Origin of the sequence: Herbaspirillum seropedicae (genome assembly GCF_001040945.1) — a bacterium.
Taxonomy (GTDB): Bacteria; Pseudomonadota; Gammaproteobacteria; order Burkholderiales; family Burkholderiaceae_D; genus Herbaspirillum; species Herbaspirillum seropedicae.
Genome location: NZ_CP011930.1, coordinates 4,966,748 through 4,979,595, shown reverse-complemented (window position 1 = coordinate 4,979,595; position 12,848 = coordinate 4,966,748). Strand labels below are relative to the sequence as shown.

The window sequence follows — 12,848 nt, the reverse complement described above, 5'->3', positions numbered from 1 at the left end:
CGGCTGGGGATGGCCGGCCGGCACGACGGTGTGCAGGCCGGCAGAGGCCGGCCCGACCGACTATCCATCAGAGAGGGTAATACCATGCGTTTCCATCAAAAGCTGCTGGCTGCCGTCAGTTTCGGCGTGCTGGCCTTCACCGCCAGCGTTGGCGCCTCGGCCTCCCCGGCCAATCCGCAGGCAGGCACCGACTACCGTGTGCTGGAGCAGGCCCAGCCCACCGATTCCGGCAACAAGGTCGAGGTCACCGAATTCTTCTGGTTCGACTGCCCGCACTGCGCCGCCTGGGATCCCTCGCTGACGGCCTGGGTCAAGAAGCAGGGCGACAAGATCAGCTTCAAGAAGGTGCCGGTCGCTTTCCGCGACAGCTTCGTGCCGCAGCAGAAGCTCTACTACACCCTGGAAGCCATGGGCCGCGCTGACGAGCTGACCCCCAAGATCTTCCACGCCATCCACGTCGAGAACCAGCGCATCAATACCGACAAGACCATCCTCGCCTATATCGAGAAGGCCGGCATCGACAAGCAGAAATTCCTCGACCTCTACAATTCCTTCGGCATCCAGACCAAGGCCCGCCGCGCAGCCCAGCTGCAGGAAGCCTACAAGGTCGACGGCGTGCCGATGATCGCCATCGATGGCCGCTACGTGACCTCGCCGGCCGTGGTCGGCGTGGCGCTGGCCAACCAGCCTGAGTCCATGCAGCAGGCCGCTGCCCTGCAGGTGATGGATCACCTGGTGGCCAAGGCCGCCGCCGAGAAGGCCAAGAAGAAGTAAGCAGGACCCTTCGTCGACGGTCCGCGTCCGCGAGGTCGCGGACCGTTTTCATTTGCACGGCGCCGGTGTGCTCTGCTGGCAAGCTAAAGGAGTTGGCATGACATCCCTTCCCATCGTCGGCGCTTCGCTGCGGGTCTTCCTGACCGGCGCTTCCAGCGGCCTGGGCATGGCCCTGGCGCGCGCCTATGCCAGCCAGGGCGCAGTGCTGGGGCTGGTGGCGCGGCGCACTGCCGAGCTCGAGGCCTTGCGCGCGGCCCTGCCGCATGCTGAGCGCCATCGCGTCTATGCGCTCGACGTCACCGATCACGCCGCGCTGGCCGCGGCGGCCACCTCCTTCATGGATGAGTTTGGCGGCGCTGATGTGGTCATCGCCAATGCCGGCATCTCGCAGGGCACGCTGACCGAATTCCAGGAAGACCTGGCGGCCTTCGAGCGTATCCTGGCGGTCAACGTCACGGCCACCTTCGCCACCTTTACGCCCTTCGTGGCGCGCATGAAGGCCTCGCCTGAAGCCCAGCGTCGCCGCTGTCGCCTGGTCGGCATCGGCAGCGTGGCCGGTATACGCGGCCTGCCCGGAGCAGGCGCCTACAGTGCCTCCAAGTCAGCCGTCATCAGCTACTGCGAATCGCTGCGGGTGGAATTGCGCGCCTCCGGCATCAAGGTCGTGACCATCGCGCCCGGCTACATCGATACCCCGATGACCCGCGTGAACACCTATCGCATGCCCTTCCTGATGCCGGTGGAGCGCTTTGCCGCGCGCGCCGTGCAGACCATTGACGAGGGCGTGAGCTATCGCGTCATTCCCTGGCAGATGGGGGTAGTGGCCAAGCTGCTGCGCATGCTGCCCAACTGGCTCTACGATATGGCCTTCGCCCGCGCCCCGCACAAGCAACGCAAGCCCTAACCGTCGCGGCCCGCGCCGCACCTGGAGTTTTTCATGAAGATCATTTTTGCCGGTACCCCGGAGTTCGCCGCCGTCGCCCTCGAAGCCCTGTATGCCGCCGGCCACGAGATCACGCTGGTGCTGACCCAGCCCGACCGTCCCGCCGGGCGCGGCATGCAGTTGCAGGCGTCGCCGGTGAAGCAGTGCGCGCTCAAGCATGGCACGCCGGTGGCGCAGCCGGTCTCGCTGCGCCTGGATGGCAAGTATCCCGAGGTGGCGCAGGAGGCGCATGCGCTGCTGCGATCGACGCCGCATGACGTGATGATCGTGGCGGCCTATGGCCTGATTCTGCCGCGCAGCGTGCTCGACATTCCGCGTTACGGCTGCATCAACATCCACGGCTCGCTGTTGCCGCGCTGGCGTGGCGCCGCCCCCATCCATCGCGCCATCGAGGCCGGCGATGCCGAGACCGGCATCACCATCATGCAGATGGAAGAGGGCCTCGACACCGGTCCCATGATGCTCATCGAAAGCCTGCCCATCAGTGACGAGGACACCACCGGCAGCCTGCATGACAAGCTGGCCGCGCTGGGCGCCAAGATGATCGTGGAAGCCATGGAGAAGCTGGAGCAGGGTACGCTGCCAGCCACGCCGCAGCCGGAACAGGGCGCCAACTACGCCGCCAAGATCGCCAAGGAAGAAGCCGCGCTGGACTTCAGCCAGAGCGCCGAGCAGCTGGCGCGCCGCATCCGCGCCTTCAATCCCTTCCCGGGCGCGACCGGCCGTTTCGGCGACACCGTGGTCAAGCTCTGGAAGGCGCGCGCAGTCACCGTGGCGCAGCAGGGTGAACCCGGCCAGGTGCTGTCGGCCGATGCCCAGGGCGGCATCGTGGTGGCCTGCGGCGAAGGCGCGCTGCTGCTGACCGAATTGCAGAAGCCCGGCGGCAAGCGCCTGCCGGCGGCGGAATTCCTCAAGGGTTTCCCGATGGAAGGCGGCCGCCTGGCCTGAGCTGCGCTGATCCGTTCGCCTCAGGCGTAGGGCTTGAGCACATGCGGCAGATGCCGCCAGAACAGTTCCTCACCCAGATGCACGCGCGCCTGCCAATCATCGGCGGCGTCATCATTGGCGCCGTCGGTGATGAACTTGAAGGCGCGCCACGGCACGCCGAAGTGCTTGCACACGCGGGCGATGGCAAACAGTTCCATATCCACCAGATCCACCTTCTGCTCCAGGAGCCACTCGTCGGCAGCCGTCACGAAGCTGTCGCCGGTGCCGCAGAGCACGCCGGAATAGCCCGATTCCAGCCGGGCCGGCTGCTGTTCCTGGTTCACCAGTGGCGTCACCCCGCGCGGCGCCAGCGGCATGGCCGCCATGTCGCGCTGGATCACGGCGGCCACTTCCAGCAGTCCATCATGCGAGGGATCGATCTTGCCGGCCGTACCGAAATTGATGACCGCGCGCGGCCGATGGGCCAGGATCGCCGCCGTGGTATGCAGGGCGGCATTGACCTTGCCGACGCCGCAATAGACCACCTTCACATCGGCCGGGGCGGCGGCGGCGTTGAGTTCGCTTTCCAGGGCGGTCAGGATGAGAATGGGTTGCTGATCTGGCATCTGTATAAATAGTTAACGGTTTGCAACGAAGCACGGTCCGCAAAGGCTGCCCGGGGGCGGGAGAGCGGTGCTTTGGCGTATAATCGGGCTCACTTTTCGCCTGTCAAACCGGTCCATGTCTGGCCGGTTTTTTTATCCGCAACTGCGTTGCTCGCGGTGGCAGGCTCTGCATTGTTGCCGTAACCAGAGAAAAACGCCAGATGAAGCCGAACGAACTGTGCCAGACCGAATTGCTGCTGCGCGACCTGATGTCGCAGCGCATCCTCATCCTCGATGGCGCCATGGGCACCATGATCCAGCGCTACAAGCTGACCGAAGAGGATTATCGCGGCCAGCGTTTCGCCGATTTCAGCGTTCCCGGCAAGGACCTGTTCGTCAAGGGCAACAATGAACTGCTCTCGCTGACCCAGCCGCACATCATCCAGGAAATCCACGAGCAATACCTGGCCGCCGGCGCCGACCTGATCGAGACCAATACCTTCGGCGCCACCAGCGTGGCTCAGGACGACTACCACATGGCGCACCTGGTCTACGAGATGAACGTGGAGTCGGCCCGCCTGGCGCGCGCCGCCTGCGACAAGTACGCGACCCCGGACAAGCCGCGCTTCGTGGCCGGCGCCCTCGGCCCTACGCCCAAGACCGCATCGATCTCGCCGGACGTCAACGACCCTGCCGCCCGGAATGTGACTTTCGATCAACTGGTCGCTGCCTATCTGGAGCAGACCCGCGCGCTGGTCGAAGGCGGCGCCGACGTGCTGCTGGTCGAGACCATCTTCGATACCCTCAACTGCAAGGCCGCGCTGTTCGCCATCGATACCTTCTTCGAGGAAAGCGGCCAGCGCCTGCCCATCATGATCTCGGGCACCGTCACCGACGCCTCCGGCCGCATCCTCTCGGGCCAGACCGTGACCGCCTTCTGGAACTCCATCCGCCACGCCCGCCCGCTGACCGTGGGCCTGAACTGCGCGCTGGGTGCGGCGCTCATGCGCCCTTATGCGGAAGAGCTGTCCAAGATCGCCGATACCTTCGTCTGCATCTACCCCAACGCCGGCCTGCCCAATCCGATGAGCGACACCGGCTTTGATGAAACGCCCGATGTCACCTCGGCCTTGCTGAAGGAATTCGCCGAGAGCGGTTTCGTCAACGTCGCCGGCGGCTGCTGCGGCACCACGCCGCCGCACATCAAGGCCATTGCCGAGACGGTGGCCAAGATCGCTCCCCGCAAGGTCCCCGAGCCCACCCACGAGATGCGCCTGTCGGGCCTGGAGCCCTTCACCATCAATGACGATTCGCTGTATGTGAACGTCGGCGAACGCACCAACGTCACCGGCTCCAAGGCCTTCGCCCGCCTGATCCTCAACGAACAGTACGACGAAGCCCTGGCCGTGGCGCGTCAGCAGGTCGAGAACGGCGCGCAGATCATCGACATCAACATGGATGAAGCGATGCTCGATTCGGTCGCCGCCATGACGCGCTTCCTCAACCTGATCGCCTCCGAGCCCGACATCGCGCGCGTGCCCATCATGATCGACTCTTCCAAGTGGGAAGTGATCGAGGCGGGCTTGAAGTGCGTGCAGGGCAAGTCCATCGTCAACTCCATCTCGATGAAGGAAGGCGAGGAAAAATTCCTGCGTGAAGCCAAGCTGTGCCGCCGCTATGGCGCCGCCGTGATTGTGATGGCCTTCGACGAAGTGGGCCAGGCCGATACCTTCGCCCGCAAGATCGAGATCTGCGAACGCGCCTATCGCCTCTTGGTGGACAAGCTGGACTTCCCGCCCGAAGACATCATCTTCGACCCCAACATCTTTGCGGTCGCAACCGGCATCGAGGAACACAACAACTACGCGGTCGACTTCATCGAAGCCACCCGCTGGATCCACCAGAACCTGCCCTACGCCAAGATCAGCGGCGGTGTCTCCAACGTCTCCTTCAGCTTCCGCGGCAATGACCCGGCGCGCGAGGCCATCCACACCGTCTTCCTGTATCACGCCATCAAGGCCGGCATGACCATGGGCATCGTCAATGCCGGCATGATCGGCGTCTATGACGACCTGCCGGCCGAGCTGCGCGAGCGCGTGGAAGACGTGGTGCTGAACCGCCGCGAAGACGCCACCGAGCGCATGATCGAATACGCCGCCACCTTGAAGGCCGGCGACAAGAAGGAAGAAGCCACCCTGGAATGGCGCAACCTGCCGGTCGCCAAGCGCCTCTCGCATGCGCTGGTGCACGGCATCACGCAATGGATCGTGGAAGACACCGAAGAGGTGCGCCAGCAGATCGCCGCCGATGGAGGCCGTCCCATCCACGTCATCGAAGGTCCGCTGATGGATGGCATGAACGTGGTCGGTGACCTGTTCGGCCAGGGCAAGATGTTCCTGCCGCAGGTGGTCAAGTCGGCGCGCGTGATGAAGCAGGCCGTGGCGCACCTGATTCCCTTCATCGAAGAAGAGAAGCGCCAGCTCGAGATCGCCACCGGTGAAGTGGCCAAGCCCAAGGGCAAGATCGTCATTGCCACCGTCAAGGGTGACGTGCACGACATCGGCAAGAACATCGTCACCGTGGTCCTCCAGTGCAACAACTTCGAAGTGGTCAACATGGGCGTGATGGTGCCCTGCGCCGAGATCCTGGCCAAGGCCAAGGAAGAGAAGGCCGACATCATCGGCCTGTCGGGCCTGATCACCCCGTCGCTGGAAGAGATGGCCTACGTGGCCAAGGAAATGCAGCGCGATCCGTATTTCGCGGGCCTCAAGATGCCGCTGATGATCGGCGGCGCCACCACCTCGCGCGCCCACACGGCCGTCAAGATTGCCCCCAACTACGAAGGCCCGGTGGTCTATGTGCCGGACGCCTCGCGCGCCGTCTCGGTGGCGCAATCGTTGCTGGCCGACGAGCAGAAGACCCAGTACGTGGCCGAGCTCAACGCCGACTACGAACGCATCCGCGAACAGCACGCCAGCAAGAAGGCCGCACCCATGCTCTCGCTGGCCGCCGCCCGCGCCAACAAGACCAAGCTGGACTTCGCCCCGGTCAAGCCCAAGTTCATCGGCCGCCGCCTGTTCAAGAATGTGGACCTGGGTTTGCTGGCCAACTACATCGACTGGGGTCCGTTCTTCCAGACCTGGGACCTGGCCGGCCCCTATCCCGCCATCCTCACCGATGAAGTCGTGGGCGAAGCCGCCACCAAGGTCTTCCAGGAAGCCCAGGCGATGTTGAAGAAGATCATCGATGGCCGCTGGCTCACCGCCAATGGCGTCATCTCGCTGTTGCCGGCCAACACCGTCAACGATGACGACATCGAGATCTACACCGACGACAGCCGCAGCCAGGTCGCCTTCACCTACTACGGCCTGCGCCAGCAGACCGAGAAGCCGGTGGTGGACGGTGTGGCCCGCCCCAACCAGTGTCTGTCGGACTTCATCGCGCCCAAGGAGTCGGGCGTGCAGGATTACATCGGCATGTTTGCCGTGACCGCTGGGCTCGGTATCGAGAAATACGAGAAGCGCTTCGAGGATGCCCACGATGATTACTCGTCCATCATGCTCAAGGCCCTGGCCGACCGCCTGGCCGAAGCCTTCGCCGAATACCTGCATGAGCGCGTGCGCAAGGACCTGTGGGGCTATGCCGCCGACGAGAACCTCAGCAGCACCGACCTGATCAAGGAAAAATACCTCGGCATCCGCCCCGCGCCCGGCTATCCGGCCTGCCCCGAGCACACCGTGAAGGCTGACGTTTTCCGCACCATGCAGTGCGATGAGATCGGCATGCAGCTGACCGAGTCCTACGCCATGTTCCCCGGCGCCTCGGTCTCGGGCTTCTACTTTGCGCATCCGCAGTCGAAGTACTTCGTGGTCGGCAAGATCGGCGAAGACCAGGTCGTGGATATGGCAGAGCGCCGCCATGTGCCCAAGGAAGAACTGGAGCGCTGGCTGGCGCCGAATCTGTAAATGATTTACGCAATGACCGTCCGGCCTGGGGCCGGACGGTCAGTTTGAATCGTGTGCCTGTTGCCGCTTGTTCTTGAATTCCGCCGCCGTCCTGCTATCATCCACGCCCGCCGTTCCGTAGCCTTGCTTTAGCCATGATCGATTCCGCTGACCACGTCACCCATGCACTGCCCGTGACCGTGGCCACGCGCCTGCACTTCTCCGACGGCAAGACGCGCGCCATCTTCACCGTGGACCTGGTGCAGGACCTGCTGGGCGACTGGGTGCTGACCCAGGCCTGGGACGGCGCCGAAGGCCGCAGCGCGGTACGCCGCGTGGTGGTGGCCGGGCATGAAGAGGGTTTGCTGATGCTGCAGAAGATTGCCCGTCACAAGGAGCGATTGGGTTTTCGGCCGGTGCATCTTTATCACGTGGGCTGAGGCTGCCCGGCTTTCTATAGAACGCCGCTCGCTGCGCCTGCTTACACGGTAGGAACAGTACCGCCGTCTATTCGATATTCGGTCCCGGTGATCGACGCGGATCGCGGGGACGCCAGGAAAGCGATCAAATCGGCGACCTCTTGTGGCTTTGCGGGGCGACCCACGGGAATTCCTCCCAGCCAATCCATGATGATCTTCTTGCCGCCCTCGTAGTCTGTTCCGGCGTGTGCAGCCGTGCGCTGCGTAAATGCGACCGAAGCCTCGGTCTCGATCCAGCCAGGTGCAACGCTGAGGACGCGAACACCCTTGGATGTCACCTCTCTTGCCAGTGACTTGCTGTAGGTCGTGAGGGCGGCTTTTGCAGCGGCGTAGGCGGTCGTTGATTCGGGCAAAGGCAGCACACGCTGGATAGAGCTGACGTGAATGATGACCCCCGACCCTTGGGCCAGCATGTTGGGCAGCAGTGCACGATCCATGCGTACGGCAGGCATCAGGTTCAGATTGAATTCGGCGAACCAGTGCTCATCACTGATTGCAGCGAAGCCACCGCCGGGTGTCTTTGATCCGCCGAGCGCGTTGATCAGGATGTCGACGCCGCCCCAATCCTTCAAGACTGTCTGGGAAAAGTGACGCGTGCCCTCCGCTGTGGACAGGTCAGCAGCGACGTAGGTGACGCCCTCGACAGACTGCAGAGGCAAGCTACGAGCCGATGTCGCCACCCTTGCGCCTGCTTGCGCAAGGGTTTTCACGACTGCTGCGCCAAGGCCCTGCGTGCCGCCGGTAACCACAGCCCGCAGGCCGTTGAGGTGAAGGTCAAAGCTCATGTCGTGATCTCCAACGATGCGATCAGGCCACGTTCCAGGCGAAAGCGATAAGACATGACAATCGGGCTGCCAGGGAAGTTGCCGGTGACGTTGGCGCGCACGAGTTGGACGCTGTCCTCCCGCTCGATGGCGAACGGCAAGCTCGTCGCACGGTACTTGGCCCATGCCTTGGCCAAGAAGGTCGTGATAGCGTCGACTCCCGTATAGGTGTGACCGTCATCCTTCATGACAGCGTGCGCCGTGAAGCACTGTGCCAGGGCTGCAGGCTCATGTTCGGCCGCGAAGTACGCGGCGATGGGTTCAGGTAGAGGCAAGGTGTTCACGTTGTTGGCTCCATGCGATCAGTAAAGGCATTAGGATGCGCGTCAGGCTGAATTTAGTGAATATCATATAATCGTCATGGTCTATGTAGCAGGAAATACATAATGCGTGGATCCGAATTTAACGAACTCAAAGCATTCGTGGCCGTTGTGGAGCGCCAGAGCTTTGTCCGGGCGGCAGAGCATCTGGGTCTGTCGCCCTCGGCGCTCAGCCAGACAATCCGGCAGCTCGAAGACCGTATCGGCGCACGCCTTCTGAATCGCACGACGCGAAGCGTCGCGCCATCGGCCAATGGAGAACTGCTCTACAGGCGTGTGGCTCCGCTATTTCGGGAAATGGCTGCGGCTGTTGCTCAAGCAAGTGAGGCCACAGGGCAGATGAGCGGCAGGCTACGCATCAACACCCTGGGAATTGCTGCGAGAACCATCATCGCGCCTCGGCTTGCGCGCTTCCATCAAGCGCACCCTGACGTGGTTCTCGACATCGTGGTGGACGATACGCTGACGGATATTGTGGCTGGCCGCTTCGATGCGGGTATTCGCGTGGGTAACAGAGTCGAGAAAGACATGGTAGCTATCCGCCTCACGCCGGACCTGAACATGGTTGCCGTGGCATCGCCAGACTATCTCGCCCGTCGAGGGGTACCGCGGTCCCCTAAAGATTTGCATGACCATACATGCATCAACTGGCGTCTGCAGATGGACGGCAGGCACTATCGCTGGGAGTTCAAGAAACGAGGTCAGCAACTCGAGGTTGCGGTGGACGGTCCCATCATCACGAATCATGCTGACATCGGCATCGCTGCAGCACTTGGTGGGCTTGGCATTGCTTATCACTTCGAACGCGATGGCGTGAGTGAACTGTTGAGCCAGGGACGACTGGTTCAGGTCTTGGCGGACTGGTCGATTTCGCGCCCAGGCTTGTTCCTCTACTATCCTAACAGGCAGCATCGGCCAGCCCTTCTCGGGGCGTTCATCGATTGTCTGTTAGACCGAAAGCTGGTCGATCAACCCGAGAACGCATCTCATGCCCATTGATGAAATGAGTGCAAAGGAAGTTTGACAGGGCAGAATGTCTTAGACTTTTTGCGTTGTCACCGCGATGAGCACTGAGAAGACAGTGATGCCCCAATAAAATTAATCCGGAGACCCCCATGCCCCCTACCTCACCCCCGCAGTCCCCTCCCGCCGACCGCCACCAGATCGACTCCCCCTACGCCGTAATGCGCCTGTGCATCACCATGGTCTTGATGGTGGTGGGGGCCAGCGGCATGTACGTGATCGCCGTGGTACTGCCCTACGTGCAGGCACATTACTACGTCGACCGCGGCCTGGCTTCGATGCCCTATACCCTGACCATGCTGGGGGTAGGCGTCGGCGGCCTGCTCATGGGCCGCATGGCCGACCGCGCCGGCATCACCCGCCCGCTGTTCCTGGGCGGGCTGTGCCTGGGCGGCGGCTTCATTGCCGCCTCCTACGCGCCCGATATCTGGACCTTCATGGCCGTGCATTGCCTCTTCATCGGCCTCTTGGGCACCTCGGCCACCTTTTCGCCGCTGGTGGCCGATACCTCGCTGTGGTTCCGCAAGCGGCGCGGCATCGCCGTGGCGGTCTGCGCCAGTGGCAATTATCTCGGCGGTGCAATCTGGCCGCCCATCGTCCAGCACTTCGTCGATAGCGTGGGCTGGCAGCAGACCTATATCGGCATGGGCATTGCCTGCAGCCTCATCATGTGCAGCCTGGCCCTGCTGATGCGCGCGCGTCCGCCGGCCCAGGACAGCAGCGCTGCCAGCGCCCGTCCGGGCGGCGGTCCGCGTCCCTTCGGACTGGCACCGGGCTCCGCGCAGCTGCTGCTGTGCGTGGCTGGCGTGGCCTGTTGCGTGGCCATGGCCATGCCCCAGGTGCATATCGTGGCCTATTGCGGCGACCTCGGCTACGGCCCGGCGCGCGGCGCGCAGATGCTGTCGTTGATGCTGGCCTGCGGCGTGGTCAGCCGCCTGGTCTCGGGCGCCATCTGCGACCGTATCGGCGGCCTGCGCACGCTGTTGCTGGGCTCCATGCTGCAAGGCTTGTCGCTGCTGCTGTTCATCCCCTTCGACAGCCTGGCCTCGCTGTACCTGATCTCGGCCCTGTTCGGCCTGTTCCAGGGCGGCATCGTGCCTTCCTATGCCATCATCGTGCGCGAGTACTTCCCCGCCGCCGAGGCTGGCCAGCGCGTGGGTGCGGTCATCATGGCCACCATGTTCGGCATGGCGCTGGGTGGCTGGGTGTCGGGCAAGATCTTCGACATGACCGGCTCCTACCACGCAGCCTTTGCCAATGGCATCGCCTGGAACCTGCTCAACCTGGCCATTGCCCTGTTCTTGCTCACCCGCGTGCGCAGCCTGCATCTGCGCGCTGCCTGAGCTGGCGCGTGCGGTCGTGGTTGGCAGCGTAGCGGCTTTCGGCTACGCTGCCGGCTCAACCGATCAATGCTTGCTACCCGCGCTCAACCGCCATGTTCATCCTCTTTCTCAAGGCCGTCGTCCTGATCCCGGTCACGCTCTTGCCCATCCTCAATCCCCTGGGCATCGCACCGGTGTTCGCCAACCTGCTGGGCAATGTCAGCCGCAGCACCGAAAAGCGCATTGCGCGCCAGGTCGCCATCAATTGCTGGTTCATGCTGGTGGCGGCCATCTTCATCGGCTCGCACGTGCTGACCTTCTTCGGCATCTCGCTGCCCATCGTGCGGGTAGGCGGCGGGCTGCTGGTGGCGGTATCGGGGTGGAAGCTGCTCAATGACAACAGCCAGGACAGTTCCATCCCGACCCAGGTCGCCAAGACCTATGACGAAGACCTGCCCGATGATGAGATCAAGGCGCGCAGCTTCTATCCGATGAGTTTTCCGCTGACGGTGGGGCCGGGGACCATCGCCGCCTCCATCACGCTGGGCGCCAATACCCCCACGCGCCTGCTGGACTGGGTGATTTCGGTCGGTAGCGCCGCGCTGGGCGCGGCCCTGACGGCGCTGGTGATCTTCCTCTGCTACAACTATGCGCACAAGCTGGTCCATCTGATGGGCCGCCTGGGCACCATGGTGGTGCTGCGGCTGTCGGCCTTCATCCTGCTGTGTATCGGCATCCAGATCTTCTGGTCGGGCATGTCGGCCTTGCTGGCCGAGGCGGGGATCAGTGGGGTGGCGCCGTGAAGATTGAAGAGGTCGGGATTTCAGACTCCCGTTCGGACTGAGTAGGCCCGCCAGGGCCGTATCGAAGGCGCACTGCAGGCGGTGCGCCTTCGATACGCGGCTGCGCCGCTACTCAGTCCGAACGGGCGGAGATGAACCAGCAGTCGATTATCTCAATGATTAAGAATTAAGAACGAAGAATTAAGAATAGAAAAACGGAAACTAAGTTTTTCCACAGCAAACACTAACTATTTCAACCAGCCCAGCTCATCCAGCGCATCCTGCACCAACTCCAGCCTGAGCACCGGATTGTCCAGCGCCAGCAGGCTCTGCTTGAGTTCCACGCTGATGGGCATCATCTCGGCCCAGCGGTTGGCCACCCAGCCGCAATCATCGAGCCGGTAAGGCGCGGCGATGGGCACCTCGCTGTCCGGCAGACCCTGGCGCAGCACCGATTGCAGCAGGTTCTCCAGCGCCTGGGCCGTGTTGCCCAGTTCTTCCGGGATGCTCACCACACGGTCGCCTTCCATCATGTCCACCTGGGCAGTCCATAGCCCATGCTTCTGCTGCTCGGCCTGGACGATGCGAAAACGCTCGCCGCCCAGGCAGGCAATGCGCATGAGGCCGGGTGAGGGCGTGCTCCATTCCTGGATGTGCGCCAGCGTGCCCACGCCAACGAAGCGCTCGCTCTGCCCGGGGCGGCGCACTTCCGCGCCTTGCGTGAGCGCAACCACGCCAAAGCTGCTGCCTTCGGCGATACACTTGCCTATCATGTCCAGATAGCGTACTTCGAAGATCTGCAGCGGCAGCCGCCCTTCGGGAAAGAGCGTGCTGGCCAGCGGGAACAGCGGGATGGTCTGGGCCGAGATCGGCGGGCGCGGGGTGGCGGGGGCGGCGGGCATGGT

Annotated in this window: 12 protein-coding genes; 8 read left to right on the top strand and 4 right to left on the bottom strand. The window is 63.4% G+C overall.

The window, feature by feature from the left end; genetic code table 11:
• Positions 1-84: 84 nt before the first annotated feature.
• From ACP92_RS21710 to fmt, 3 genes are all read left to right on the top strand, one after another.
• Positions 85-774, top strand: coding sequence for a thiol:disulfide interchange protein DsbA/DsbL (locus ACP92_RS21710; RefSeq protein ID WP_013236276.1), 690 nt, complete (start codon positions 85-87; stop codon positions 772-774).
• A 97-nt stretch (positions 775-871) separates the two neighbouring features.
• The gene (locus ACP92_RS21705) at positions 872-1,678 is read left to right on the top strand and encodes an SDR family oxidoreductase (protein WP_013236275.1); all 807 of its coding nucleotides are present in this window, start codon (positions 872-874) and stop codon (positions 1,676-1,678) included.
• Between the two features lie 33 nt (positions 1,679-1,711).
• Complete coding sequence (fmt, locus tag ACP92_RS21700; protein ID WP_013236274.1) at positions 1,712-2,665, top strand: methionyl-tRNA formyltransferase; 954 nt, start codon at positions 1,712-1,714, stop codon at positions 2,663-2,665.
• 20 nt (positions 2,666-2,685) lie between these two features.
• Here the strand turns inward: fmt and ACP92_RS21695 are convergent, their stop codons facing one another.
• Entirely contained in the window at positions 2,686-3,270 is a 585-nt protein-coding gene (locus ACP92_RS21695; RefSeq protein ID WP_013236273.1) for a phosphorylase family protein, read from the bottom strand.
• A gap of 200 nt (positions 3,271-3,470) precedes the next feature.
• On the opposite strand from ACP92_RS21695, the gene metH reads away from it, so the two are divergent.
• Positions 3,471-7,214 carry a methionine synthase gene (gene metH, locus ACP92_RS21690; RefSeq protein ID WP_013236272.1) on the top strand — a complete coding sequence of 1,248 codons (3,744 nt, stop codon included), beginning with the start codon at positions 3,471-3,473 and terminating at the stop codon, positions 7,212-7,214.
• A 134-nt stretch (positions 7,215-7,348) separates the two neighbouring features.
• Positions 7,349-7,633 (top strand): WGR domain-containing protein, encoded by a 285-nt coding sequence (locus tag ACP92_RS21685; RefSeq protein ID WP_041311313.1) that lies wholly within the window; start codon positions 7,349-7,351, stop codon positions 7,631-7,633.
• 41 nt (positions 7,634-7,674) lie between these two features.
• Here ACP92_RS21685 and ACP92_RS21680 read toward each other — a convergent pair whose 3' ends face one another.
• Together ACP92_RS21680 and ACP92_RS21675 are read right to left on the bottom strand one after the other, a co-directional pair.
• Positions 7,675-8,457, bottom strand: coding sequence for an SDR family oxidoreductase (locus ACP92_RS21680; protein ID WP_013236271.1), 783 nt, complete (start codon positions 8,455-8,457; stop codon positions 7,675-7,677).
• Positions 8,454-8,780: a nuclear transport factor 2 family protein gene (locus tag ACP92_RS21675; RefSeq protein WP_013236270.1), complete on the bottom strand. Its 327-nt coding sequence runs from the start codon at positions 8,778-8,780 to the stop codon at positions 8,454-8,456. Before ACP92_RS21675 ends, ACP92_RS21680 begins: the two co-directional genes overlap by 4 nt.
• A 102-nt stretch (positions 8,781-8,882) precedes the next feature.
• Between ACP92_RS21675 and ACP92_RS21670 the strand changes: the two genes are divergently transcribed.
• The 3 genes from ACP92_RS21670 to ACP92_RS21660 all read left to right on the top strand — a co-directional run bounded on the left by ACP92_RS21670 (position 8,883) and on the right by ACP92_RS21660 (position 11,964).
• Positions 8,883-9,815 carry a LysR family transcriptional regulator gene (locus ACP92_RS21670; RefSeq protein ID WP_013236269.1) on the top strand — a complete coding sequence of 311 codons (933 nt, stop codon included), beginning with the start codon at positions 8,883-8,885 and terminating at the stop codon, positions 9,813-9,815.
• Between the two features lie 116 nt (positions 9,816-9,931).
• The gene (locus tag ACP92_RS21665) at positions 9,932-11,182 is read left to right on the top strand and encodes an MFS transporter (protein ID WP_013236268.1); all 1,251 of its coding nucleotides are present in this window, start codon (positions 9,932-9,934) and stop codon (positions 11,180-11,182) included.
• A 92-nt stretch (positions 11,183-11,274) separates the two neighbouring features.
• The gene (locus ACP92_RS21660) at positions 11,275-11,964 is read left to right on the top strand and encodes a MarC family protein (RefSeq protein WP_013236267.1); all 690 of its coding nucleotides are present in this window, start codon (positions 11,275-11,277) and stop codon (positions 11,962-11,964) included.
• 227 nt (positions 11,965-12,191) lie between these two features.
• Here the strand turns inward: ACP92_RS21660 and ACP92_RS21655 are convergent, their stop codons facing one another.
• Positions 12,192-12,845 carry an LON peptidase substrate-binding domain-containing protein gene (locus ACP92_RS21655; protein WP_013236266.1) on the bottom strand — a complete coding sequence of 218 codons (654 nt, stop codon included), beginning with the start codon at positions 12,843-12,845 and terminating at the stop codon, positions 12,192-12,194.
• Positions 12,846-12,848 lie beyond the last annotated feature (3 nt).